This is a genomic window from Bacillus sp. 491mf, assembly GCF_900112415.1.
Lineage (GTDB): Bacteria > Bacillota > Bacilli > Bacillales > Bacillaceae_G > Bacillus_A.
On record NZ_FOLV01000007.1, the window covers coordinates 143,352 to 169,930 of the forward strand.

Consider the following 26,579-nt stretch of genomic DNA (forward strand, 5'->3'; position numbering starts at 1 on the left):
TTCTGAGGGGGGGACTGTGAGACCTATTTGGGTAACTAAATAAGGCGCACGCTCCCTACCCTACGACCCCGCGCCAAGCCGAGAAGATATTGAAGTCACGAAAAGGCTTGTAGAATGCGGGAAGATTATTGGCATTGAAATTCTCGATCATAGTGTGCGTTGTTCCTAGACAATCTGCGTAGAAATAGGCAATAAAACTAGGCAAAGGTACTTACCTTTGAACTTTACGCTTGAATAGGTTGGTGAAATCCCAACTCATCGTTAAATGTTGGTAACGATGCTCTGAAACTCCGACGTGCATAAATGGTTAACTACATTTGTGTACGAAGCTCGGTAAAGGCGTTGAAAAACAGACCTGAGAAGAGGTTAGTGAAGTAAGCGGGAGGCTATAAGACCGTCATGCTGACTCACCAGGAATCCTCGTATGTACGGCTCGTAAAGGTAAAGGGAAACGAAATGAAGTTTCTCGCTTCTGTCAAAGAAGTTTAATCGTGGGTTTTGTATTTGTGGTTGCAAAATCTATACTACTCCAATAATGGAATAGTGTCTTGCGTCCTACCAACAGCGGACAAAAAGATGGTTAACGGGTCAAAGAGGACAGCTAAAACGGTAATGGAAAGCTAAAGCGTAAGGAACAGCGGAACCATAGAAGATGATGACAAGAGGAGTTAAATTCAATGCATCTAAATTGGAGGAAATGACAATTGAATCTATGGGACAGCAGCCCGTAGTAGTGTCGAAGTTTCTGTAATGGGAATGGAGCGAAGGGGCATAGTCAGTTCAATTAATAAGTTAAATCAATTTGTTAGGGAAGCCGTTTGAGCATACCTGATTAAAACCTTGCATTCTCCCAATAAGGAGGAATCGCAATGGAACAAGAATCTAACTATCTAAAATCAGAACAAGAGTTAAGAGATAAACAGGACGAGTTATATAATAAAACTATCGAAGGCATGGCGGTTATAAAGTATCCGCAAAACAAGTAAACAATTTACGGTCAGTCCATGAAACGTACGAAACCAAAATACCAATGATTGAATATAACGAATTGAAAATAGGTGTTACAAGGCTAGATTTTTGTAGGTGGAAAAAACCTAAAAATAAAAGTCCTACCGAAACACCATACACCGGACTGGGTAGACAAATTTATATGAATCGAACCAGCAAAAAGCCTGTTAAAGTAAGAGCGGATGAACTTCTCAGCTTGAATTGGTCTAAGATTATCAAAATTGGACATAAGGAAAAACTGTACAACTTTGAATATTTTATGAATCGAGCCTATGCTTTTAACCGTGATAAAGGAAGATGTCGAGTATGTAAAGAGATACTTCAAGGGGACGATATACACATACACCATATCAACTCCAAACTTCCTATAGAAGAAGTAAATCGAGTCCCTAACCTTGCATCCATGCACGAACATTGCCATCGAATGATTCACAGTCCAAAAGATTATTCCATGGTCGGAAAAGCTACTTGGGAAAAAGTTCTAGGTTTTAGAGAAAAATTGAGCTTAACTTAAATAATTGAATTGATGGAACGCCGTATGAGGTGAAAATCTCACGTACGGTGTGAAGTGGGGGAAAAGAACTCCTAACGAGTAATGTTGAGGTTGTTTCTTACCTATCACTATTTATTATAGGTGACCATAAATTCATTAGTTTAAAAGATAAAGGTCATATTTAAGACTATTTTTTTTCTTTGTTTTGTTTTATAATGTGAGTTATGAGTTTTTTGTAGGCTTTCGTCTACACTATAACAAATAACATGTAAAAACGTTATGTTTTATATAAATATAATAATGTTGACAGAAAAAAGAGCAATTTTGTTAAAATTAGAAAGGAAGATATAGAATATGTTTGGATTTGGTGGTTTTACTCGTGACCTTGGAATAGACTTAGGAACAGCGAATACGCTTGTATACGTGAAAGGGAAAGGTGTTGTTGTACGCGAGCCATCTGTTGTGGCATTGCAAACAGACACAAAGCAAATTGTTGCAGTTGGTAACGATGCAAAACAAATGATTGGTCGTACACCTGGAAATGTTGTGGCACTTCGTCCGATGAAAGACGGTGTTATCGCAGATTATGAAACAACAGCAACGATGATGAAATATTATATTCAACAAGCGCAGAAATCAAATGGCTTCTTCTCTCGTAAGCCTTACGTAATGGTATGTGTGCCATCTGGTATTACAGCAGTTGAAAAACGTGCAGTAATCGATGCAACTCGTCAAGCAGGTGCACGCGATGCGTACCCAATTGAAGAACCATTTGCAGCTGCAATTGGTGCGGACTTACCTGTTTGGGAACCAACAGGAAGTATGGTTGTAGATATCGGTGGTGGTACAACAGAAGTTGCTATTATCTCTCTTGGTGGTATTGTAACAAGTCAATCTGTTCGTGTTGCTGGTGATGAAATGGATGATGCAATTATTCAATACATTAAGAAGAACTACAATTTAATGATCGGGGAACGAACTGCAGAAGCATTAAAATTAGAAATCGGCTCTGCTGGCGAATCAGAAGGTGTCGAGCCAATGGATATTCGTGGTCGTGATTTAGTGACTGGATTGCCAAAAACGGTATCGATTCGTCCAGAGGAAATTGCATCAGCGTTAAAAGATACTGTAGATGCAATTGTTGAGTCTGTAAAAAATACATTAGAAAAAACTCCGCCAGAATTAGCAGCGGATATTATGGATCGCGGAATTGTTTTAACAGGCGGCGGTGCGTTGCTTCGTAATTTAGATAAAGTAATTAGTGCAGAAACAAATATGCCAGTGCTTGTTGCAGAAAATCCATTAGATTGCGTAGCGATTGGAACAGGTAAAGCATTAGACAATATCGACCTTTTCAAAAATGCTCGATAAAATCCATTATTTCAGCATAAAAATTTAGTGAATTTAAGAGGGTGTGAACGTGCCACAGTTTTTCTTAAACAAAAGATTAATTGTTTTATTAGTTAGTATTATTCTTCTCGTAGCATTGATCGGAATCTCATTGAAAGAACGGAAAAATCTAACGTGGCCAGAGCAGTTTGTAAAGGATACCGTAGGAGTTGTAGAACGTGTATTTCAAAAGCCAGCGAATTATGTTGCCGGATTCTTTGAGAACGTAGAAGATGTAAAGCGCACGTATGAAGAAAATAAAGAATTAAAGTCCAAATTGGACAAGTATGCAGAGCTGTCTGTAAAAGTAAAAGAATTAGAAAAAACAAATGAAGAACTTCGTGATATTCTTGGGAAAAAAGATACACTTAGTGATTTTAAACCGATTCAAGCAACTGTTATTGCGCGCAATCCAGATAAATGGAATGACCTAATCGGTATTGATAAAGGTGCACAACAAGGTATTCAAAAGGATGCGGCCGTTATTACATCAAAAGGTTTAATTGGAAAAGTAAAAAGCGTTTCACAATTTACTTCAACGGTTGAGCTAATCAGCTCATTAAACCGAACAAATCGTATTTCAGCTGTTGTCCGAGGAGATAGTAATGTTTTCGGATTAATCGAAGGGTACGATAAAGAGAAGCAGCAACTTGTTTTCACAAAAATCCCATCTGGTGTGAAAGTAGAGAAGGATCAAACAGTTGTAACTTCTGGTCTTGGCGGTGTGTTCCCAGATGGATTGGTTATTGGACAAATCGTAGAGGTAACAGCGGATGAGTATGGATTAACACAAACAGCTTATATTAAGCCAGCGGCAGATTTAAGTGATGTTAGCAATGTTATGGTTGCTAAACGGAATATGTCGACAGTAGATTTAGGGAAATAGGAGGGGGAAGAGATGGAGATTTTAAAAAAAGCAATTCTTCCTCTTCTACTTCTTTTCGTATTTGTACTCGAGAATATGTTTTCTACTATTGTTCCAACGAGTCTTTTCTGGAAGAATACAATTGTAGCACCGCATTTTTTAATGATTGTTTTATGCTTTATTGCAATTTACTTTAATTCTGTACATGGTATATACTATGGGCTATTATTTGGATTTTTGTTTGATATTGTACATACAGAATTAGTTGGTGTGTATATATTTGCTTATCCAATTTTAGTGTATCTTGTCTATCAGGCAATGCGCATTTTACAAGTGAACCTTTTTATCGTGTTCTTTATTGTATTGGCGAGCATTGCTGCGCTAGAGTATTATGTGTATGGATTTTTGACGTTAATTGGTCGTGTTCATATGCCACCGCATATCTTTTTCACGGATCGTCTTCTTCCAACGCTGTTGTTGAACGGAATTTTTTTACTACTGTTTTGCTTCCCACTGCAACGATATCTTTTACGTCTTTCAGACGCTATGGAAGAAAAGGAAAAAAGGATTTTCTGATTTTATGTCGAATTAAATTCGGTGGGGTGAGCATTGGTGACAGAAAAAAAGCAACAAAATGTGACTATAAAAGGAACGAAGGATGGCTTAGCGTTACATCTGGATGATTCCTGTTCATTTCGTGAATTGCTGCAAGAACTTGACGAAAAGCTTTCAACCCATTACTACGAGGGTGATGGACGCTCTGTAATTGAAGTACAGGTCAAAGTTGGGAATCGTTATGTAACAGAAGTGCAACAAGAAGAGTTGCGCACGCTAATTCGTAATAAAAAGAATTTAGTTGTAGATTCTATTGAAAGTGATGTTGTAACGAAAGAGCAAGCGTTAACATGGAAAGAAGAAACAGAAATTGTTTCTGTTTCAAAAATTGTTCGCTCAGGTCAAATATTGCATGTAAAAGGCGATTTATTATTGATTGGAGATGTGAATCCAGGCGGTACAGTTATCGCCGGAGGAAATATTTTTATTATTGGAACATTACGAGGAATTGCACATGCTGGATATTATGGGGATACAGAAGCTGTTGTTGCAGCCTCTGTAATGAATCCAATGCAGCTTCGGATTAGCGACGTGGCAACGCGCGCTCCTGAGGAGAAAGAAGACGGGGCGGAAGGGGCAGAATGTGCCTACATTAATGAGAACAATCACATTGTTGTCGATCGCATTCAACTTCTCACTCATCTTAGACCTAATTTAACAAGGTTAGAAAGGGGAATTGTATAGCTGTGGGAGAGGCAATAGTTATTACATCTGGAAAAGGCGGAGTAGGTAAGACTACAACGTCTGCAAATATTGGTACATCCTTGGCGTTATCCGGGAAAAAAATATGTTTGATTGATACAGATATCGGTTTGAGAAATTTAGACGTAGTAATGGGGCTGGAAAACCGTATTGTATATGATCTCGTTGATGTTGTTGAAGGGCGTTGTCGTTTACCTCAAGCTCTTATTAGAGATAAGCGCTTTGATGAACTCTATTTATTACCTGCAGCACAAACGAGTGATAAATCAGCAGTAACACCTGAACAAATGGAAGAATTGATACAGCAACTACGTCAAGACTATGATTACATATTAATTGATTGCCCAGCTGGTATTGAACAGGGTTTTAAAAACGCTGTGGCAGGTGCTGATAAAGCGATCGTTGTGACAACACCAGAAGTATCTTCAATGCGTGACGCTGATCGGATTATCGGATTATTGGAAAAAGAAGATATCGAGCCACCGAAGTTAATTATCAATCGCGTGCGTAGTCATATGCTACATGAACAGGATATGTTGGATGTAGATGAAATTGTACGTACCTTGTCAATTGAACTGCTTGGGGTCGTAGAAGATGATGATGCGGTGATTCGAGCAACAAATACAGGAGAGCCTGTAGCGTTGCAACCGAGTGGAAAAGCATCGATTGCTTATCGAAATATTGCAAGACGTTTGCTTGGTGAAAATGTGCCATTGCAACAGTTTGAGAACGGAAAAGAATCAGTATTAACGAAAATGAAAAAATTCTTCGGAATACGTTAAGAGCGCTTCGCAAATATGCGGAGTGCTTTTTTGTTTAGGCGATAGCTACTAGTATGCTCCATGACCTTCTAGAAGAAAAGTATTCCCATGAATATCTTTCTAGGACAACTCATACATATGTACAAACTGATGGAAAGAGGAAGGGGTCAGGATGAGAAATAAACGAGTAGAAGAAATTAAAAAAAGGATTGCTAAGAGAAAAGCGCAGCAAGATAGAGAAGATGAATTGTTTTCGTTTGAAGAACAAGAATATACACAGCTTCTTGTTGAAGAAGGAGAAGAAATACATCCTCTCTTCCGAAAGGAAATATTTCTTTTTAAGTTGTTACTATCCGCTATTCTTGTTCTTGTTGTGGCTATCCTATTTAAAAACTCAACAAATTCTTTTGAGGAACCACGTACAGTTGTGAAACAAGTGATGAAAGAAGAATTTCAATTTGCAACTGTTTCGAAATGGTATGAATCAAAGTTTGGAAAACCATTATCTTTTTTACCTTCTAGTGAAAAGAAAATTGCGCAGAAAGAAAAGGATTACGCTGTTCCTGCCTCGGGAAAAATAATGCAAAATTTTCAAGCAAACGGACAAGGTGTATTTGTACAAACAGCCGCAAATGCCGTTGTGGAATCAGTTAATGAGGGCATTGTTGTCTCGATTGGTCAAAAAGAGGAGTTTGGAAATATAGTTGAAATCCAGCATGCAGATGGTACGGAATCTTGGTATGGAAATTTAGGAGAAACATCAGTTAAGTTATATGATTATGTAGCGAAAAAGCAAAAAGTTGGAACTGTCGCAAATGGAAAATTTTATTTTGCGTTTAAAAAGAATGAAAAATTTATTGATCCAATTCAGGTGATTTCATTTGACTAAATATAGTGAGGTTTTTTCAAAGATTACGATTCATCCGTTATTTTGGGGAGTTATAGCAATTGCGGTCTTTACAGCTCGTTTTACAGAGGTTTTTATTTTATTTTTCATTGTCTTTATTCATGAATTAGGTCATGCGATAGCAGCCGCTCATTTTAAATGGCGAATTAAACGAATTCAGCTCTTGCCATTTGGCGGGGTAGCTGAGCTTGATGAGCACGGGAATAAGCCGTTAAAAGAAGAAACGATTGTCATTATAGCAGGCCCTGCTCAACATATATGGATGATAGCAGCCGCTTATGTATTGTACATGGCAGGCTGGATGGGAGAAAACTTTTACAATTTTTTTCTGTGGAACAATATGATGATTCTATTTTTTAACTTATTACCAATTTGGCCTCTCGATGGAGGGAAACTTGTACTAAACATATTATCGCATCGTTTTCCATTTCTACAAGCGCACAATATGATGATGAGAATTTCAATTGTTTGTCTTAGCGTTGTATTAGGGCTACAATTCTTTTGGAATGGAAAGAATGCAATGATGTGGGCGTTACTTCTTTTTTTAGCATTTTCTTTATTTCAAGAGTGGAAACAACGTCGCTATGCATTTATGCGTTTTTTGCTCGAGCGATATTACGGAAAAAAACGAGAAATTGCCAAGGTTAAAGCAATTACAGTTCAAAAGGAAACGAGTTTGTATCACATTTTCACACAATTTCGAAGGGGATATAAGCATTCAATTATCATATATGGAGATCATAAAAATCAATACACGCTAGATGAAAATGAATTGCTTTACGCATATTTTACAGAAAAAAGAACAACATCATCTGTAGAAGAGTTAATTGGTTAGTGTTGACGGTAACACTAACCTTTTATATTGTATAAAAAAAGGATAAAAGAGAGGAAAAAGACTTTGAAGACGTTATACATAAATTACACCGGTTCGGAAAAACGAGTTGCTGTTGAAGAAGAGAAAGAAATTGTAGAACTGTTATGGCAACGAAATGAACAAGCACAAATTGTTGGAAATATATATATTGGTCGCGTCATGCGAACAATCGCAGGGATGAACGCTGCTTTTGTCAATATTGGTTTGGAAAAGCATGCTTATTTGTCCTATGAAAACGTGCCATCATCTATGCGATTACACGAAGGGCAAGCGCTTCTCGTACAAGTTATGAAAGAGGCGATTGATACGAAAGGGCCAAAAATAACAGCAAATATAGAATTCACCGGGAAATATGTTGTATATATGCCTTATGACACGGTTTTTGCCGTTTCCCGGAAAATAAAAGATGAGAAAAAAAGAGAACAGCTTTTGGCACTAGAAAAAACAGGAGGATTTATTTTCCGTTCTGCGTGTGAAAAAGTACAAACACAAGAAGTACAAGCGGAGATGCACCGTCTCCAATCTCAATTTGAACTTGTAAAAAAACAAGAACAACGAGGAAAGGTTCCGCTTCTCGTTTATTCTCCTTCTAGCTTTTTAGATCGAATTCTTCAAGAAATACCAGTAGAGACGATTTCACAAGTAATTGTAGATCAGCGCAGTATGATACAAGAATTAGAAGAAAAAATAGGTGCAGAAAAAGTTACGTTCTTTCATGAAAAGACGCCGTTATTTGCTCGCTATGGAATTGATCGTGAAATTGAAAAAGCACTGAAAAAAGTAGTGTGGCTTCCAAACGGAGCGTATTTACTCATTGAACAAATGGAAACGATGACGGTAATTGATGTAAACACTGGTAAATTTACCGGGAAACAAAATTTACAAGATACAGTACTGCGCACAAATGAAATGGCGGCAAAAGAAATTGCACGGCAGTTGCGACTTCGTGACATTGGCGGGATGATTTTAATTGATTTTATAAATATGAAGCGCCGCGAGGAAAAAGAAAAAATAAGAGAAATTGTAAAGCTACACTTAGAAAAAGACCATACTTATACGAGAGTATTAGGATTTACAGAGCTTGGTATTTTAGAAATAACAAGAAAGCGAAAAAAACAATCGCTCCGTGATATGTTGTTAACGGATTGCAAAATTTGCCTTGGCACGGGTTATGTATTATCGCATGAAACGGCAGCATATGAGCTAGAGAGAGAATTAATTGCTTATAATGGAACAGATGACGAAGCTGTTTTAATCGCTGCTCATCCGAATGTGCAGCAAATCTTTTTTGAGAAAGAACTGCAGCGTAATATATCTTTTCAAGTTTATTTTATTGATGATGAAGCAGCACGTTATACGATTCAACGCTTTGGAACGAATGAAGAGATAGGCGCGCGAAAAAAATAGTTAGTAGAAGATTCATTGACAATAGGCTATGTTTCATGATAACATCTCTATGTTATAGTTTATAGCACCTAAATGGCTATATGCTACAACCGCGCAGGACAGGTTCCTAAAAGACATTGTATGTCTACCTCGTTTTGGCGAGTCTTAGTAATTATGAGGAGGTGCAATTATGTACGCAATTATCGAAACAGGTGGAAAACAAATTAAAGTTGAAGCTGGTCAAGAGATCTACGTTGAAAAATTAGATGTAGAAGCTGGTGAAACTGTTACTTTTGACAAAGTTCTTTTCGTTGGTGGCGAAAACGTGAAAGTTGGTAGCCCAGTTGTAGAAGGTGCAACAGTTACTGCGAAAGTTGAAAAACAAGGTCGCGCTAAGAAAATCATCGTTTTCAAATACAAAGCGAAAAAGAACAATCGTAAAAAACAAGGTCACCGTCAACCATACACAAAATTAGTGATTGAAGCAATCAACGCTTAATTTGGGTTGTCATGATTAAAATTACGATTAACCGCACGAAATTAGGAAGTATCCAATCATTTAAAATGACCGGGCATGCGAACTTCGCTCCGCATGGACAAGATCTTGTCTGCGCTGGAACGACAGCGGTTGTGTTTGGTGCTATAAATGCAGTGGAATCACTTTGTAATGTGCAAGCAACCATTGAACTTGGAACAGATGGTGGATTCTTAATGTATGAATTGCCTAGTGATCTAGATAATTCTACAAAGGAAAAAGCATGTTTCCTATTAGAGGGCATGGTTGTTTCGCTTAAAACGATCGAACTTGATTACGGAAAGTATATCCGTTTAATAGAAAAAGTGCAGGAGGTGTAACGTATGTTAAGATTAGATCTTCAGTTTTTCGCATCTAAGAAAGGTGTGGGTAGTACAAAGAACGGTCGTGACTCTCAGTCAAAACGTCTTGGTGCTAAACGCGCAGATGGTCAAATGGTTTCAGGTGGTTCAATTCTTTACCGTCAACGCGGTACAAAAATTTATCCAGGTGTTAACGTTGGTCGTGGTGGCGATGACACATTATACGCGAAAGTTGACGGCGTAGTACGCTTCGAGCGTCTTGGCCGTGACCGCAAACAAGTGAGCGTATATCCTGTTGCTCAAGAAGCATAAGAAACTCACGGAAAACTCTAACCTGAGTGCAGGTTAGGGTTTTTCTATATTAAAGGGGTATATGGATGGAAGAAAAATGGACAATTATAGATGCGTTGCGTCATTCAAGACATGATTGGCTTAATCGTATGCAAATGATTAAAGGAAATCTTTCACTTGGAAGAGTGGAAGAGATTCATGGACTCATCGATCGTTTTGTCCAAGAAGCGAGACAAGAATCAAATCTGATTGGGCTTTCTATGCCTAAGTTTTCAGAATGGATTTTAACATATAATTGGAAACAGCATCCGTGCTTATTGGAGTATGAAGTATTAGGAGAAGTACATAACTTATCGCATCTAGATGAAAGAGTATCTGTATGGACGGCTCAATTTTTCCAAATGCTTGAGCATAGTTTAGACGTTTATGTTGAAAATTATGTTTGTATCACAGTTGAATGTGAAGATGCTCGTTTCTTTTTTGATTTTCGTGGCAAGCTAACAAATGTACAAGAGATACAAGAGTGGCTTGCTTATCAACACAATAAATGGTTTTCCATTTCTTATACAGTGCGAGATGAAGAAATCTCGGTTATATTACAACTACTAGAAAAAAGTGTGGTGAGATAATGTTTGTAGATCAGGTCAAGATATATGTAAAAGGCGGCGATGGCGGTAACGGAATGGTTGCGTATCGTCGTGAGAAATATGTTCCAAAAGGTGGCCCAGCAGGCGGTGACGGTGGTAAAGGTGCCGATGTTGTTTTCGTAGTAGACGAAGGATTACGTACATTAATGGATTTCCGCTATCAGCGTCATTTTAAAGCGGATCGCGGTCAACATGGAATGAGTAAAAACCAACATGGCCGTAAAGCGGATGATTTAATTGTAAAGGTTCCACCGGGAACAGTTGTAAAAGATGTAGCTACTGGTCAAATTCTTGCGGATTTAGTAACGCATGAGCAATCAGCAGTTATCGCAAAAGGTGGCCGTGGTGGTCGTGGTAACTCACGTTTTGCGACGCCAACGAATCCAGCTCCAGAAATTGCTGAGAACGGTGAACCAGGTCAAGAACGTGAAGTTGTACTAGAATTGAAAGTGTTAGCTGATGTAGGTCTTGTTGGATTCCCAAGTGTCGGTAAATCAACATTATTATCTGTTGTATCATCAGCACGTCCAAAAATTGCTGAATATCACTTCACAACAATTGTTCCAAACCTTGGAGTAGTTGAAACAGGTGATGGTCGCAGCTTTGTTATGGCAGACCTTCCAGGATTGATTGAAGGGGCACATGCAGGTGTTGGGCTTGGACATCAATTTTTACGCCATATTGAGCGTACACGCGTTATCATTCATGTGATTGATATGTCTGGTTTAGAAGGACGCGATCCATATGAGGATTATGTAACAATCAATAATGAATTAACAGAATATAATCTGCGTTTAACAGAGCGTCCACAAGTTGTTGTTGCAAACAAAATGGATATGCCAGACGCAGAAGAAAATTTACAAGCGTTCAAAGAAAAAGTGGGCGATGAAGTGAAAATCTTCCCAATTTCTGCAGTAACGCGTCAAGGTGTTCGTGATTTACTATTTGAAGTAGCAAATCTTATCGAAACAACACCAGAATTCCCAATACACGAAGTTGTAGATGAATCTGAAGCAAGTGTAATGTACAAATTTGAGGGTGAAGGCTCTAAATTTGAAATTACACGTGAAAGCGATGGTACATTTGCCATTACTGGTTATGATATTGAGAAAACATTCAAGATGACGGACTTCAGTCGTGATGAGTCTGTTCGCAGATTCGCTCGTCAAATGCGCGGTATGGGCATTGATGAAGCACTACGTGCGCGCGGTGCAAAAGACGGCGATATTGTAAAAATTCTTGAATATGAATTTGAATTTATCGATTAAGGACTGCCGAATTTCGGCAGTCTTTTTTTGTACGTAAATAAAAAAATCTCCTCAAATTGGAATTTGCCATTATAATGGAAAAGGGTAGATGTAGGACAGATAGAAACGGCATTTACATGCACTTTTTAAAAGGGAGTGAGAATGATATGTATAAAATAATGATTGTAGAAGACGACTTGAAAATTGGTGATATTTTAGAAGGGCACCTTGACAAATACGGTTATCAATCATTTCGTGTACAAGATTTTCAGCATATAAAAGATGAATTTGCAAAAGTGAGCCCGCATTTAGTTTTACTTGATATTAATCTACCATATTTTGATGGGTTCTATTGGTGCCGTCAAATTCGTACTGTTTCCAATGCGCCGATTATTTTTGTATCTGCACGTACAGGAGAGATGGATCAAGTAATGGCGATTGAAAATGGTGGTGATGATTACATTACAAAGCCGTTTCATTTAGATATTGTTATGGCAAAAGTGAAAAGTGCATTGCGCCGCGTGTATGGTGAATATGCATCAGCGGCAGAAAGTGACTACTTTGGTGTGAATGGGTTGCTTTTATTTCCAGCGCAGCATATGGCAGAATGGCGAGGGAAGCAGGTGGAGCTTACAAAAAATGAATACTATTTATTAGAATGCTTAATGAAGCAAGCGGATCAATATGTAACGAGAGAAGAGTTGTTAGAAGCATTATGGGATGAGATTGCTTTTGTTGATGATAATACATTAACTGTAAATGTAAAGCGTGTCCGTAAAAAGTTAGAAGATATAGGAATTAAAGATGCCATTGTTACGAAGCGGAGCTATGGATATGCGCTCTTAACGAATTGGGTGAACGAACATGAATCTTAAAAAATATGTGATGGACCGCATCGCCTTACTTATTTCTTACATAATGAGTATGATCCTATTCGGTCTTGTCTTACAGCTGCAAGCTTTTTTACAGAAACAATCTATAAATTGGAGTACATGGCTATATGGATTTTTATTATCAGTCGTCGTGTTTGCTATTTTTCTGATGCATGATTACCAGAAACGACGAGCTTTTTTACAAAAGGTAGAACATTATATTGCAGAGGGACAGGAGTTACATCATTCTTTATCTGTCAGTTCGTCCTATTCATACGAACAAGAAGTAATTGTGGAAGCTTTTTCGCTCTTAAGGCAACAATATATGAATGAAATGCATGAACAACAGGCGAAAGGAGAACAACAAACGATCTTTATGAACCAATGGATTCACCAAATGAAAACGCCTGTATCTGTCATTGAACTATTGCTGCAAAAACTTGGACAAACGCACCGCGAAGCAAGAGATACGATTGAAAGTATTCGTGAAGAAAATAATCGTATATTACAGGGATTAGATTTAGCGCTTCATATGGCACGACTCGAACAGTTCGGAAAAGATTATAAAATAGAAGAAGTCAATGTGGTAGATATTGTTCGTGACAGTATTAATCAACATAAAAAAACATTCATTCAGTATGCTGTATATCCGAAGGTTCTATTTGAGAAAGAACAGTACATGGTAGCTTCGGATCAAAAATGGCTTAGTATTGCAATGAATCAAATTGTGATGAATGCCTTGAAGTATACAAGGATTACAGAGAAAGAGAAAAAAGAAATTATATTTCAAATAGAAGAAACAGAGAATGTTATTACATTACATATTCGTGATAATGGAATAGGGATTCCGAAGCAAGATATAAAGCGAATTTTTGAACCGTTTTTTACAGGTGTCAATGGACGGAAAACGAGAGAAGCAACAGGGATGGGGTTATACATTACAAAGCAAATTTGTGATCATCTTAGCCATGGGATTTCTGTACAATCAATAGAGACGGAAGGAACAACATTTACGTTCCAATTTTCAAAAGATAAAGGATATCATCAAATGATGCGGAAAATGACAAAATTGTAAGATAACAAACCGTTTTGTAAGGGAAATCACTCGTTACTTTCCCTCGTTTTTTCTATAGTAAGAGTAAGAAGAAAACATATAGGGGGATTCGAAATGAGCGTTCTTGAAGTAAAAGGTTTGACAAAGGTGTATCAATCAAAAGGATCGGTAACAACGACAGCGTTGAATAATATTAACTTTAAAATTGAAGAGGGTGAATTTGTCGGCATTATGGGGCCATCAGGAAGCGGAAAAACAACGCTTCTCAATTTATTAGCAACCATTGATAAGCCGACATCAGGTCACGTTTATATGAACGGTGAAGAGATTAGTCAAATGCGTGCTGCTAAACTTGCGGCGTTTCGTCGTACACATTTAGGATTTATTTTCCAAGATTTCAACTTGCTTGATACGTTATCCATTAAGGAAAATATCATATTGCCACTAGTAATGGCAAATCGTCCTGTGAAAGAAATTGATGCGAAAGTATTAGAAATTGCAAAGTTTCTAAACATAGAAGAAATTTTACATAAAAAAGTGTACGAAGTATCGGGTGGTCAGCAGCAGCGTGCAGCAGCAGCGCGGGCGATTATTCATCAGCCGACTTTAATTTTAGCTGATGAACCGACAGGAAACTTAGACTCTAAATCAGCAAAATCATTAATGGGTGCTCTGCAGGAACTTCATGAAAAGAAGAAAGTGACGATTGCTATGGTAACGCATGATCCTGTTGCGGCAAGCTATTGTGAACGTATTTTATTTATTCGTGATGGGGAAATTTTTTCAGAGATCCATAAAGGAGAAACAAAGCAAGCCTTCTTCCAAGAAATATTAGACGTACTTGCGATGTTAGGGGGAGAGTACCATGAACTTTCGCCAGCTCGCGTTTAATAATGTCAAAGGAAATTGGCGTAATTATAAAGCGTTTTTAATTAGTAGCTGTTTATCGATTTTTGTGTTCTTTATGTATGCTTCGTTTATTTATCATCCAGATGTCGTTGGTGGTAACATTAGTCAGAAAATGCGCGTTGAAAAAGGGTTAGAGACATGTAATTATATTGTCGTTTTATTTTCTGCGTTATTTATTTTATATTCGAACTCCATCTTTTTACGGGCTCGTAAAAAAGAACTAGGACTATTCACTTTAATTGGTGCGACAAAAGGACAGTTAGGAAGAATGATCATGCTAGAGCAAATGATTCTTGGCTGTATTTCAATTGTCATTGGAATTGCTTTCGGTATGCTTGGTTTACCACTCTTTTTTAAAGCAGTCAGTGCTGTATTAGGAATTGAAAAAGCATTGCCATTTGTATGGAATGGAAAAGCAATCGCAATTACTGCCGGTGTATATTTGATTCTCTTTTTCGTCTTATCATTATTTGGATTATGGACGATATGGCGGCTGCAAATTATTGATTTACTTCGCGATGCAAGAAAACAAAGAGTCGAGCCGTTTTCGTTTACATGGTTATTTTTAGTCGGATTACTAAGTATTATCGTTGCTTACGTTCTTTGCTTCCGAGTAACGTTTATGAACCTTACGGTGTACTTCCTTCCAATCGTTGGTTTAACGATTATCGGAACCTATTTTTTATTCACGCAAGGAAGTGTTGTCTTATTAAAAGCATTACAAAAGAGAAAGTCGCTTTTTTATAAGCAACCGAATTTGTTCGTTATTAGTAATCTCGTTTATAAGATGAAAGATAACGCACGTTTTCTATTTGTTGTTTCGATCATCACAGCAATTGTTGCATCGGCAATGGGGACGTTATACGTCTTCTTTGAGGATATGAGTGGGAAAGTAGTTGATCATACTCCGCATGCTATTTCCATTCAAGAAAAAGGGGTAAACTCTCATGAAGTGGTGAAAGAAGAAACATTGCAATCACTACTTAAAAAACATAATTTTGAACAGGCACGAAAAGTAACCTTAAAAGAAATACCAGGAACGTTTCATATAAAATGGATGAATGAAGACCGAGAGTTTGATATAAGAATTATCTCTGAGCAAGAATTTAATGCAGAAGCACGAAAGCAACAGGAACAGGAGATTCATAATAAACCGGGAACTGGCACAATGGTTGTGTTGGATATGATGAATGAACTCATGAAATTTGATGCAGCGAAGCCTTTTACATTTAAAGTACAAAATCAATCGTATGAGCTGAAGTTAAATAAGCCGTATACAAAAGCGTTATTTAATACTGGTAATTTATTTGTTGTAAATGAACAAGACTACGCCAAGTATGCAGCTGCCGTCCCAGATGCAGAAAAGATGATGTATTACGGCTATTATATTCAGAACTGGAAAGATACGGAGGCTCTCGTGAAGGAATTAAAAGGTCACATCGCCGATGATAAAAAAGAAAATTTTGATAATGCAATTCTTGTTTATCAAAATGTGAAAGAAAATGGTGCGATTACGATGTTTATTGGTTTCTTCATAACAATATTGTTCTTCTTCTTCGCTTGCAGCATGACATACTTTAAGTGGTTTAATGATAAAGAACAAGACCGTATTCAATTTCATTCTTTAAAACGAATTGGTATGACCGATCAAGAGATTCGTAAAATTGCAGTTCGGCAAATGGGAGCTATTTTCTTTATTCCGATTTTGATAGGTGTTTTGCATAGTGGATTTGCATTATATACACTAGGAAACATGTTGTATCTAGACTTATGGAAATCAGGAGCGGTTATTATTACAGCATACGTATTAGCATCCGCATTATATTTTGCGATTGCACAAAGAGGATATTTAAAGCACGTAAAAAGCTAGGACTTCCTAGCTTTTTACATATGTAACGGGTTTTAGGGGGGAGAAAGGTGAAGTTTTATCAACTTACTTTTCAAAATGTTAGAGGGAATTGGCACAACTACAAAATATTTTTCTTAAGTAGCTGTTTCTCAGTTTTTGCTTTTTTTATGTATACATCTATTATTTTGCATCCTCAGTTGAAAGTGAGTGAGCTGTATAAAGGTTTACAAGGGGGCCTAATTACGTGTGATGTAATTGTAATTGCGTTTTCGATTTTATTTATTCTGTATTCTAGTTCGATCTTTATACAGTCTCGAAAAAAAGAATTGGGGCTATTCATATTAATGGGAGCTACGAAAGTAAATCTCATTTGGATGATGATCATGGAGCAAATGGTAGTGGGGCTCCTTGCGAGCTTTTTCGGAATTGGGATTGGGACGTTATTTTTAAAGCTATTTTTTATGATTTTTAGTTTATTGCTTAATATGCAGACTGCATTGCCGTTTGTGCTCAGCTCGAAGGTTATTGTGATAACGATTATGACATATGGTGCTGTATTTATTCTTTTAGCCATTTTTAGTGCGCTGCGCATATGGAAAATAGAAGTTATTCATCTATTAAAAGAAATGCAAGAAGGAAAAAAAGAAACAAGAAGTAAGAAGTGGCTTTGTTGGCTCGGTTTCATCTGTATAAGTATCGGTTATGGGTTAACAACAAAAGTGACGATGATGAACATTGCTCTTTATTTTATACCTGTTTCTATTTTAACGACAGTTGGTACGTATTTTGTATGTACACATGGCCTAATTCAAGTATTACAAGGAATTAAAAATAGAAAGGGTTTCATGTATCGTTATCCGCATTTATTCGTTATTAATCAGTTGTTACATACAGTGAAAGATAATCGGCGCTTTTTCTTTATTTTATCTATGCTAACAACGATAGTAGTAACGGCGACAGGCTCTGTTTATTTGTTTTTTTCAAACATGAGAGAACTATTTCGGTATGAACAGCCGCATGCTTTTTCCTATGTTGAAAAAGGGATTGACTCTAGGGAAATAATGGAGAAAGAAACGGTTGAAAAGATATTGCGTAAGCACGGTGTCAATGATTTTCGTTATGCAACATTTGTCGGTCTCCCAGCAATATTTCAATTAGATTCTGGTAAAGAATCTTATGCAACTGTGATTGGAGAAGATGAATATAATAGAGAAGCGAAAAGACAGTCGAAGCAGCAGATTCATCCGAAAGAGGGGACAGTGACATTTATTTATTATAGTGAGTATGATCTTCTCCCTAAAGATCCTAAGAAGTATATAAATTTTAAAGTACTCGAAGAAACATATCGCTTTACATATAACGGAGCATATGAAGGGAATGCATTTAATAGCGATACAAGTCAGCGGAGCGGAAGATTCTTCGTTATGCACAATCAAGATTTTCAGAAGCTTTCTCGTCAAGTTCCGAATCATGAAAAATATGTATACAATGGGTATGAAGTAAGAGATTGGGACAATACAGGAAGATTAGGTGAGGAATTACAATCTCGCATTTTAAAAGGGAAAGAGTCAGTAACTCGTAATAATGTGTACAATTATAAGATGATGAAAGACGGAGGGAATCTAGTATTATTTGTCGGTTCGTTCATTAGTGTCCTCTTTTTTCTAGCGTCTTGTAGTACAGTTTATTTTAAGTGGTTTCATAATATTGAATATGACCGCTTGCAATATCAAACTCTTTTGAAACTCGGAATGACAAAGCAAGAAATAAATAAGATTTCACGTTGGCAATTAGGGATTCTATTCTTTTTTCCGGTTCTATTAGGAAGTGTACATAGTGCAGTTGCTTTACATACGTGCCAAAAGGCCTTTTCTATGAAAGCACCTTGGGGCGTTTTAGAAGTAATTGCTATTTATCTTATCGCATGTGCGCTCTATTTCTTCTTTGCACAAAAAGAATACATGAAACAGATCGGCTAGCTTTTGCTAGTCTTTTTTGTTGTAATTTTCGAAAAACAAGTAGAAGAATAGAAGTGTTTATGATATAACAGTAAGAAAACGAAAAAGAGGGGACGATATGACGATTCGAGTTGGCTATTTAGGACCAGAAGCAACATTTACAAATATGGCGGTGAGTCGCTTCTTTCCTGAGGCTGAACATGTACCGTACCGAACCATTCCAGATTGTATAGATGCAGCAGCAAATGGTGTTGTCGATTTTGCAGTTGTCCCGCTTGAAAATGCGATTGAAGGCTCGGTAAATATTACGATTGATTATCTTGTACATGAGCAAATGCTGCCGATTGTTGGTGAAATTACAGTACCTGTCCAGCAACATTTGCTCGTTCATCCGCAGCACGCACAAAATTGGCAAGATGTATATGCGGTGCATTCTCATCCACATGCGATTGCGCAGTGCCATAAATTTTTAAACCAGGAATTAAAAGGTGTGACCGTTCGGGATATGACATCAACGAGTGCCGCTGCACAGTTTGTGATGGAACACCCAAAAGAAAAAATTGCGGCAATTGCTAATGAGGCTGCGGCAGAAAAGTATGGATTATCGATTGTTCAGCGTGATATTCATACGCATAAAAATAATCATACACGTTTTCTCGTGTTACATAAGAGCGATCGTGTGGAATTACCGAAAAATGGAGAGAAGCACAAGGCGAAAACAACGCTTATGATAACGTTACCTTCAGACTATGCAGGGGCATTATATCAAGTGTTATCCGCATTTGCATGGAGGAAATTAAACCTTTCTAAAATTGAGTCTCGTCCAATGAAAACAGGGCTTGGTAATTATTTTTTCTTAATTGATGTCGAAAAAGAGTATGATGATGTTCTGCTTCCGGGAGTGAAAATGGAATTAGAAGCACTTGGTTTTTCGGTTACATTACTCGGGAGTTATTCTTCTTATTGGGTATAAAAAAGAATCCCAAGTAGCGTATGCATTGGGATTCTTTATGTTAATTTTTCAATTCGTGTCATTAATGATTTTCGCCACTCTTCGGCGAGTTCAGGAACGGCAATAATCTTTTCCATGCCCTCTACATCTTTTTGACCTCGGAAATAGATCTCGTTCGCAAATAGAATGGAAACTTGGTGCGGATGACGTTCGAGTAACGTAATTTGTGAGTCTTTACGAACCATCCCTTCTTGTAGAACGCGGCATAAATATCCTGTAAAGCCAGTTTCAACAATACGAGGTAAAATGCCAGAAATACCGAGTCGTTTCGAAATTGTACTGCACGGTATTCTTCCTTGCGTCACTTGAACAATTGCATCGCCGAGCTGATAAATGTCGCCAATACAAACATCTTGTTCTAGCATATGTGTAACTGTTACATTCTCTCCGAATGCAGATGAAGGAAGTGATATATGAAACTCGTTTTCCCACAAATCATAATGTTCATAAGGATAAACACAAACGGCACGATCAGGCCCGCCGTGAAAGCGTAAGTCAGCAACACCGTCTCCTCGAAATCCATCTGTTGATAAAAAAGCATCTTCCACAAGCTGTTTACATATGCCGCTTGTCATTTCTTTATTCTCTGCATATTGCATTGTTTTTGGTTTCCCAATGCTAAAGTGAATGAGTTCAATCCCCATATATTATCTCCTTTCCCATCATTTTCTCCATTGTAGCATGATAAAAATAAAAAACGCACAGAGAAAGTAAAATTCTCTGTGCGTTTTTTAATGAACAAGAAACCCAGCTCGGTCCAATGCCGCGCAGGCAGCATTTAACTTTTCAAGCGAATCTGCTTCGATTGTATGTAAATGAATCCCATCTGTAAGCTGAGATAAATAAGCCGCTTTTGTTTCTTCAATCTTTTTTAAATACTGTTCAAGTTCAAATCGGTTACTTACTAGAATTAAAGCAGTTAAATCTCCGTACACTGGATGTTCTACTTTTACATCTTTAATGGTAACTCCATGGTCAACAAGTATTGTAAGTTCTTGGCGTACTTGTGATGGCTGATGATTGGAAACGATAATACGCTCGAATGTAGTATGTTGTTTTTCTGCCCTTTTTAAATATAAATATCCTTGTGCCGTTGCAATAATCGGTTCGTTTCGTGCTTTTAATAAAGAAATATCTTGTACGATAACTTGACGACTTACGTTTGTTTTCTTTGCTAATTCACTGCCGGATAATGGTTTATTTGCAGCGAGGAGCCATTCTAAAATGAGCTGTCTTCTTTCCTCACCTAAAATTTTTTTTTGGTCATTTTGATTCATTTTCTATTAACACCTCTATTGAATTGATTTCTAACTTCTGCAATTGCATGAACAGCTGCATCGATGTGTTCTGCTTTTGTTTGCTGTCCGAATGAAAAACGGACATATTGTTTCGCTTCATCATGTTCTTTGCCAATCGCAAGCATCGTTTTAGAAGGCTCTTGTTTTCCGATTTGACAAGCACTTCCTGTTGAAATCGCAATGCCATGGCGATTGCATTCTAGCATCGTATACTGACCTTCTATTCCTTTTATTGTAACCCCAATGATGTGCGGTAAACAAGAAGTAGAATGACCTTCAATTTGTATTTCAGGTGAAAGAGCTTGCAATTGCTTCATGAAGTATGTTCGTAATTTTTGTAAACGTCCTATTTCCTCTTGTTGGTTCTGTAGCATGTGCTGCGCTGCCGTAATAAACGAAGCAATGCCTGGGACATTTACGGTGCCAGGGCGAAATCCTCTTTCATGAGTGGTTCCTGGAAATACTTCTCCAAAGCGTACTTGCGGGTTAATATAGCATGCGCCGACTCCTTTTGGCCCGTAAATTTTATGCGCTGAAACAGAAAGGCTATCAATATTCATTTCTTCTACATGAATCGGTATTTTTCCAAATGTTTGTACGCAATCGGTATGAAATAAGACGTTATGTTTTTTGAGAATGGCTCCAATTTCAGCAATTGGTTGCAGTGTGCCGATTTCAGAGTTTCCGTGTTGAATGCTTGCAAGAACGGTTTGCGCCGTAATCGCACGCTCGAGTTCGTCAAGTTGAATCATGCCAAAGCAATCCACTGGAATTTCAGTAATTTCATAGCCTTGCTTTTGAAGTAGACGAAAATAATTTCGGATTGATGCATGTTCCATAGGTGTTGTAATAATATGCTTGCCGCTCTGGGTATTTAATAATGATTGAATGGCAAGATAGTTCGATTCAGATCCGCCGCTTGTAAAAAAAATGCCTCGTTCTTTCCCGCCGATCATCGCAGCCAATGTTTGGCGGCAAGATTGTAACAAAGAGGCGGAGGACCCGCCAATATCATGTAAGCTTTGCTCATTTCCAAAATAACGTTCAGCGGCTTTTGTGTATGTCTCTAGCGCTTCTTTACTCATAGGTGTTGTTGCAGCATAGTCCATGTATATCATAGAGCATAGCCCTTTCTGTATAAGATTTTCATATCGTTTTCTAAAAAGTTCTTGTTATTATTTTAATTATATGTAAATATAGGTGTCAAGACAATTGAAAAGTGTAAAGTAGGGGGCAATGAAAATGCCAAATGCAGATGTCTTAATTATCGGGAGCGGGGTTGCGGCGCTGCGCGTTGCACAAACCATTTGCCACGAAAAGAATGTGATAATTATCACAAAAAAAACAAGGCGAAACAACAATACAAATTTAGCACAAGGCGGGATTGCAGCAGCAGTATCTTCATCTGATCATCCAGATAACCACTATGAAGATACACTTGCAGCGGGCTGCCATTATAACAATACGGAAGCGGTTCGCTATTTAGTAGAGCATGGACCGCGAGAAATGCAAACATTATTAGATAATGGGATGTACTTTGACGGCGATGAACGAGGGCTTCACCTTGGAAAAGAAGGGGCGCATCGAAAAAGACGTATTTTACATACGGGCGGGGATGCAACTGGAAAAAACTTATTAGCGCATCTTGCAGAGCAAGTACTTCCATACGTGACGGTTGTTGAACAAGAAATGGTCCTGGATTTGATAATAGAAAATCAAACTTGTCACGGCGCTGTAGCACGTGATAGTGAAGGGAATATACAAAAGTATTACGCGCAGAGTGTCGTATTGGCAACAGGTGGTATTGGAGGACTGTATGCATTTACTTCTAATGATTGTACTGTTACAGGCGATGGTTTAGCGATGGTGTACCGAGCCGGGGGAGAGCTTGTCGATTTAGAATTTGTACAGTTCCATCCAACAATGTTGTACGTAAATGGTGCTGGCTGCGGCCTTGTCTCAGAAGCGGTGCGCGGAGAAGGAGCGATTCTTCGGAATGGAAAAGGAGAGCGCTTTATGACAAATGTTCATGAACAACAAGACCTTGCACCTCGTGATGTGGTGGCGCGTGCCATTCATGAACAAATGTTAGCAGGTGAAACGGTGCATTTAGATATATCATCTATTGCAAATTTTGAAAAGCGATTTCCAACGGTCGCTTCTTTATGTGAAAAACATGGCGTAGCTATTCAGGATCAATATATTCCAGTTGTACCAGGCGCTCATTTTCATATGGGCGGTGTAAAAACAAATTGTGATGGGGAAACGTCAATTAAACGTTTATATGCAGTTGGCGAAGTTGCATGTAATGGTGTACATGGTGCGAATCGCCTTGCGAGTAATTCATTATTAGAAGGTCTTGTTTTTGGGGAACGTGTCGGAGAACACATTTTAGAAAATAGTAGACCGCGAATCGTGGGTACTAATGAAATAGTGAAGGGTAATTTACAACAAATACAATTACCAAACAAAGAAGAAATACAAGAGATGATGATGAAATACGTTGGAATTGTCCGCACAGAAGAAGGCTTATTGTATGCGAAGCAATGGTTAGAGCGGTATGGGACATATAACAAACTGTTTCCATATGGAAATCTCACAAATGAAGATATAACAATTATCAATATGTTAACAGTTTGTCAGTTACTAACAAAAGCTGCACGGCAAAGAAAAGAGAGTATCGGCGGTCATTATCGCAGTGATTTCCCAAATCGTAGTAATAAGATGCATGAAATTGTGATGAGAAAGAATATATTGCAATTCGCATAAGAAAAGAGGGGTACTATGAATGCGTTAAAAGTAAAAGAGGCATTGAAACAATTTTTTCTAGAAGATATTGGGGAGCGAGACGTAACGTCGCAGCTTATTTTTCCAAACGATCTGCAAGCAAAGGGAACATTGCTTGTTAAAGATACAGGTGTGTTTGCAGGAGCTGATGTAATTAAGGAAGGTTTTTTGTTATTAGATCATCGAATTGAAGTAACACTTCATAAAAAAGACGGGGACATGGTAACAAACGGAGATATCCTTGCTACTGTACAAGGGCCGATAGCTTCTTTATTAACAGCTGAGCGTGTTGTGTTAAATGTTATTCAGCGTATGAGCGGCGTAGCGACGATGACAAGAAAAGCAGTTACTGCACTAGGGAGCAGTCATACACGCATTTGTGATACGAGAAAAACGATGCCAGGGCTTCGTATGTTTGATAAATATGCCGTTGTATGCGGCGACGGTTATAATCATCGTTTTGGATTATACGACGGTGTCATGATTAAAGATAATCATATTGCATTTGCTGGGTCGATTACAAAGGCGGTAACAGCGGTGAAAGAGCAGCTAGGACATATGGTGAAAGTAGAAGTAGAAACAGAGACGGAAGAACAAGTATTAGAAGCAGTTTCTGCCAAAGCAGACATTATTATGTTTGATAACCGTACACCAGAAGAAGTACGTGAATATTGTAAGCTCGTTCCAAGTGCAATTGTTACAGAGGCTTCGGGCGGAATTACGATGGAAAATGTAGCGGATTATGGCCAAACGGGTGTGGATTACATTTCGTTAGGATTGTTAACGCATTCTGTAAAAGCGTTGGATATTAGTTTCAATATTGAAGTGTGATTGGGAGAAGAGGGGGACTTCATTGATGAATATTTTAGAAACAGTAAAGCCGATTGAAACGATGCTACCAGAGCGTTATGGAACAATGTCAATCGAAGAGATGGAAGAGCGTGTGCGTGAAATTAAAAAAAAGTTAGGGGGAAAGCTTTTCATTCCAGGGCATCATTACCAAAAAGATGAGGTCGTTCAATTTTCAGACTGGGCAGGAGATTCTTTGCAGCTTGCACAAGTGGCAGCGCGTAATAAAGAGGCAAAGTATATTGTATTTTGCGGTGTTCATTTTATGGCAGAAACAGCTGATATGCTAACAACAGATGAACAAATTGTTATTCTTCCTGATATGCGAGCTGGTTGTTCGATGGCTGATATGGCCGATATTGAACAAACAGAGCGAGCTTGGAAAGAATTGCAGCAACTATTTGGAGATACAATACTTCCATTAACTTATGTAAATTCAACTGCTGCAATTAAAGCATTTTGCGGCCGAAATGACGGCGCGACAGTTACATCTTCTAATGCGAAAGAGATGGTAAAATGGGCATTTACACAAAAAGAGCGGATTTTATTTTTACCAGATCAGCATTTAGGGCGTAATACAGCATATGATCTTGGTATACCATTAGAAAACATGGCAATTTGGGATCCGCACACAGATTCATTAGAATATGACGGGAATATGGAAGATGTGCAAGTTATTTTATGGAAAGGACATTGTTCGGTCCATCAAAATTTTACTGTGAAAAATATTGAAAGTGTAAGGAGAAATCATCCGGATATGAATATTATTGTTCATCCGGAATGTTGCTATGAAGTTGTTGCTGCTTCTGACTATGCAGGCTCAACAAAATATATTATTGATATGATTGAAAAGGCTCCGTCTGGAAGCAAGTGGGCAATCGGTACAGAAATGAACTTAGTTAATCGGATTATTCAGCAGCACCCAGATAAAGAAATTATTTCACTCAATCCATTTATGTGTCCATGCTTAACGATGAATCGTATCGATTTACCACATTTATTATGGGCACTAGAAACAATCTTAAACGGAGAACGTGTAAATGTAATTGAGGTAGATAAAAAGGTAACGGAATTCGCGATACTTGCATTAAACAGAATGTTAGAGCGCGTATAAAAGCAACGGATTTCCGTTGCTTTTTCTTTTGTACATAATTTTACTTTTATGAGCATACATTGTGGTGAAGAAATCATTGTGTTTATATTCGTTTTTATCCCGCTAGTCATGGACAGTAAGACCACACCTAAAGATTCCGAGAAAAGCGAATAAGACAGGTGGGGGAAGAAAACCTCCACTGATGGAAGTTTCACTTTATTATAGATAAGTTATACAGGAGGGGGAAAAATTGAAAATTCATATCGTACAAAAAGGGGATACCCTTTGGAAAATTGCAAAAAAGTACGAGGTAGATTTTGAAGCGTTAAAAAAAGTGAATACACAGCTCAGTAATCCAGACTTAATTATGCCTGGCATGAAAATTAAAGTACCAACTAACAGTATTCCAATTAAAAAAAATCCAGGTGCTGGTTCAGTCCCTCCAAAAGAATATGTAAAAGAAGTGCAGCAAAAGGAATTTCCAGTAGCGCCGAAACCTCTTGGTATAGAAGAAGAGGAAGAAATGGCTCAGCAAGCTGGGCCAATTACAGAACAGCCAGCAGCGCAAATGCCCCAGAAGGAAATGCAAGTAAAACCGCAAAAGGAAGTGCAAAAAGAGCAGCCTATACAAAAAGAAGTGCAAAAGGAGCAACCGATACAAAAAGAGAAGCCGGTGGAAAAACAACCTATTATTGAAAAGAAACCAATTGTCGAAAAGCAACCGACTGTTAGCAAAGTGGAAAAACAAAAAGAGAGTACGAAATTTTCCGTAAACATTTTACCACAGCCGCCGCAACCACCAGTCAAACCAGCGAAGGAATATAAAATTGCAGATATCATAAAAAAGGGGAGTAATTTAATTGCTCCGCAAGTGAA

27 protein-coding genes, 1 pseudogene and 1 other annotated feature are annotated in these 26,579 nt (G+C 37.9%); of the genes and pseudogenes, 25 read left to right on the forward strand and 3 right to left on the reverse strand.

The features are described 5' to 3' along the window. Nucleotides 1–64: 64 nt before the first annotated feature. The 21 genes and pseudogenes from BM211_RS09815 to pheA all read left to right on the forward strand — a co-directional run. Nucleotides 65–169: pseudogene (locus tag BM211_RS09815) on the forward strand (JAB domain-containing protein); the annotation flags it as partial. 861 nt (nt 170–1,030) lie between these two features. Further along, on the forward strand, nt 1,031–1,522 hold the full coding sequence (locus BM211_RS09820) for an HNH endonuclease (RefSeq protein ID WP_177206907.1): 492 nt from the start codon (nt 1,031–1,033) through the stop codon (nt 1,520–1,522). A 333-nt stretch (nt 1,523–1,855) separates the two neighbouring features. Further along, nucleotides 1,856–2,872, forward strand: a complete 1,017-nt coding sequence (mreB, locus tag BM211_RS09825) for a cell shape-determining protein MreB (protein ID WP_035431536.1) — start codon at nt 1,856–1,858, stop codon at nt 2,870–2,872. A 49-nt stretch (nt 2,873–2,921) separates the two neighbouring features. Continuing rightward, a complete protein-coding gene (gene mreC, locus BM211_RS09830) occupies nt 2,922–3,776 on the forward strand; it encodes a rod shape-determining protein MreC (protein ID WP_035431534.1) in 855 nt (284 codons plus the stop codon). A 12-nt stretch (nt 3,777–3,788) separates the two neighbouring features. Further along, entirely contained in the window at nt 3,789–4,331 is a 543-nt protein-coding gene (gene mreD / locus BM211_RS09835; protein WP_035431532.1) for a rod shape-determining protein MreD, read from the forward strand. 36 nt (nt 4,332–4,367) lie between these two features. Continuing rightward, nucleotides 4,368–5,054 carry a septum site-determining protein MinC gene (gene minC, locus BM211_RS09840; protein ID WP_035431530.1) on the forward strand — a complete coding sequence of 229 codons (687 nt, stop codon included), beginning with the start codon at nt 4,368–4,370 and terminating at the stop codon, nt 5,052–5,054. A 2-nt stretch (nt 5,055–5,056) separates the two neighbouring features. Then, a complete protein-coding gene (minD, locus tag BM211_RS09845; RefSeq protein ID WP_035431528.1) occupies nt 5,057–5,854 on the forward strand; it encodes a septum site-determining protein MinD in 798 nt (265 codons plus the stop codon). A gap of 151 nt (nt 5,855–6,005) precedes the next feature. Continuing rightward, nucleotides 6,006–6,722, forward strand: coding sequence for a M23 family metallopeptidase (locus BM211_RS09850; RefSeq protein WP_090996703.1), 717 nt, complete (start codon nt 6,006–6,008; stop codon nt 6,720–6,722). Then, complete coding sequence (locus BM211_RS09855; RefSeq protein WP_090996706.1) at nt 6,715–7,575, forward strand: M50 family metallopeptidase; 861 nt, start codon at nt 6,715–6,717, stop codon at nt 7,573–7,575. Before BM211_RS09850 ends, BM211_RS09855 begins: the two co-directional genes overlap by 8 nt. A gap of 63 nt (nt 7,576–7,638) precedes the next feature. Next, entirely contained in the window at nt 7,639–9,021 is a 1,383-nt protein-coding gene (locus tag BM211_RS09860) for an Rne/Rng family ribonuclease (RefSeq protein ID WP_090996709.1), read from the forward strand. Nucleotides 9,022–9,098: 77 nt separating this feature from the next. After that, nucleotides 9,099–9,176 (forward strand) — a sequence feature (ribosomal protein L21 leader region). Nucleotides 9,177–9,190: 14 nt separating this feature from the next. Then, nucleotides 9,191–9,499, forward strand: coding sequence for a 50S ribosomal protein L21 (gene rplU, locus BM211_RS09865; RefSeq protein WP_035431521.1), 309 nt, complete (start codon nt 9,191–9,193; stop codon nt 9,497–9,499). Nucleotides 9,500–9,510: 11 nt separating this feature from the next. Then, complete coding sequence (locus BM211_RS09870) at nt 9,511–9,855, forward strand: ribosomal-processing cysteine protease Prp (protein WP_035431519.1); 345 nt, start codon at nt 9,511–9,513, stop codon at nt 9,853–9,855. Between the two features lie 3 nt (nt 9,856–9,858). Next, nucleotides 9,859–10,149, forward strand: coding sequence for a 50S ribosomal protein L27 (gene rpmA, locus BM211_RS09875; RefSeq protein ID WP_017150650.1), 291 nt, complete (start codon nt 9,859–9,861; stop codon nt 10,147–10,149). 65 nt (nt 10,150–10,214) lie between these two features. Further along, nucleotides 10,215–10,757 carry a sporulation initiation phosphotransferase B gene (locus BM211_RS09880; RefSeq protein WP_035431517.1) on the forward strand — a complete coding sequence of 181 codons (543 nt, stop codon included), beginning with the start codon at nt 10,215–10,217 and terminating at the stop codon, nt 10,755–10,757. Further along, nucleotides 10,757–12,043, forward strand: coding sequence for a GTPase ObgE (gene obgE / locus BM211_RS09885; protein ID WP_035431515.1), 1,287 nt, complete (start codon nt 10,757–10,759; stop codon nt 12,041–12,043). The genes BM211_RS09880 and obgE overlap by 1 nt, the downstream gene beginning before the upstream one ends. A gap of 146 nt (nt 12,044–12,189) precedes the next feature. Continuing rightward, nucleotides 12,190–12,897 (forward strand): response regulator transcription factor, encoded by a 708-nt coding sequence (locus BM211_RS09890; RefSeq protein WP_035431513.1) that lies wholly within the window; start codon nt 12,190–12,192, stop codon nt 12,895–12,897. Then, nucleotides 12,887–13,969, forward strand: coding sequence for a sensor histidine kinase (locus BM211_RS09895; protein WP_035431512.1), 1,083 nt, complete (start codon nt 12,887–12,889; stop codon nt 13,967–13,969). Before BM211_RS09890 ends, BM211_RS09895 begins: the two co-directional genes overlap by 11 nt. Before the next feature lie 93 nt (nt 13,970–14,062). Beyond that, nucleotides 14,063–14,839 carry an ABC transporter ATP-binding protein gene (locus BM211_RS09900; protein WP_035431510.1) on the forward strand — a complete coding sequence of 259 codons (777 nt, stop codon included), beginning with the start codon at nt 14,063–14,065 and terminating at the stop codon, nt 14,837–14,839. Beyond that, a complete protein-coding gene (locus tag BM211_RS09905) occupies nt 14,814–16,727 on the forward strand; it encodes an ABC transporter permease (protein WP_035431509.1) in 1,914 nt (637 codons plus the stop codon). Before BM211_RS09900 ends, BM211_RS09905 begins: the two co-directional genes overlap by 26 nt. Before the next feature lie 47 nt (nt 16,728–16,774). Further along, on the forward strand, nt 16,775–18,685 hold the full coding sequence (locus tag BM211_RS09910; RefSeq protein WP_035431508.1) for an ABC transporter permease: 1,911 nt from the start codon (nt 16,775–16,777) through the stop codon (nt 18,683–18,685). 97 nt (nt 18,686–18,782) lie between these two features. Beyond that, nucleotides 18,783–19,637 carry a prephenate dehydratase gene (pheA, locus tag BM211_RS09915; RefSeq protein WP_035431507.1) on the forward strand — a complete coding sequence of 285 codons (855 nt, stop codon included), beginning with the start codon at nt 18,783–18,785 and terminating at the stop codon, nt 19,635–19,637. A 35-nt stretch (nt 19,638–19,672) separates the two neighbouring features. Here the strand turns inward: pheA and BM211_RS09920 are convergent, their stop codons facing one another. The 3 genes from BM211_RS09920 to BM211_RS09930 all read right to left on the reverse strand — a co-directional run bounded on the left by BM211_RS09920 (nt 19,673) and on the right by BM211_RS09930 (nt 22,092). Next, nucleotides 19,673–20,320, reverse strand: coding sequence for an MOSC domain-containing protein (locus BM211_RS09920; protein WP_035431506.1), 648 nt, complete (start codon nt 20,318–20,320; stop codon nt 19,673–19,675). Between the two features lie 87 nt (nt 20,321–20,407). After that, nucleotides 20,408–20,953, reverse strand: coding sequence for a transcription repressor NadR (locus BM211_RS09925; protein WP_035431504.1), 546 nt, complete (start codon nt 20,951–20,953; stop codon nt 20,408–20,410). Further along, on the reverse strand, nt 20,950–22,092 hold the full coding sequence (locus tag BM211_RS09930) for an IscS subfamily cysteine desulfurase (protein ID WP_090996712.1): 1,143 nt from the start codon (nt 22,090–22,092) through the stop codon (nt 20,950–20,952). Before BM211_RS09930 ends, BM211_RS09925 begins: the two co-directional genes overlap by 4 nt. A 124-nt stretch (nt 22,093–22,216) precedes the next feature. On the opposite strand from BM211_RS09930, the gene nadB reads away from it, so the two are divergent. The 4 genes from nadB to safA all read left to right on the forward strand — a co-directional run. Next, nucleotides 22,217–23,743, forward strand: coding sequence for an L-aspartate oxidase (gene nadB / locus BM211_RS09935; protein ID WP_035431500.1), 1,527 nt, complete (start codon nt 22,217–22,219; stop codon nt 23,741–23,743). A 15-nt stretch (nt 23,744–23,758) separates the two neighbouring features. Continuing rightward, nucleotides 23,759–24,592, forward strand: coding sequence for a carboxylating nicotinate-nucleotide diphosphorylase (gene nadC / locus BM211_RS09940; protein WP_035431496.1), 834 nt, complete (start codon nt 23,759–23,761; stop codon nt 24,590–24,592). 25 nt (nt 24,593–24,617) lie between these two features. Then, nucleotides 24,618–25,724, forward strand: a complete 1,107-nt coding sequence (gene nadA, locus BM211_RS09945) for a quinolinate synthase NadA (protein WP_035431494.1) — start codon at nt 24,618–24,620, stop codon at nt 25,722–25,724. 229 nt (nt 25,725–25,953) lie between these two features. Continuing rightward, nucleotides 25,954–26,579 (forward strand): SafA/ExsA family spore coat assembly protein (gene safA, locus BM211_RS09950; protein ID WP_141771615.1); only part of this gene is annotated, 626 nt, incomplete at its 3' end.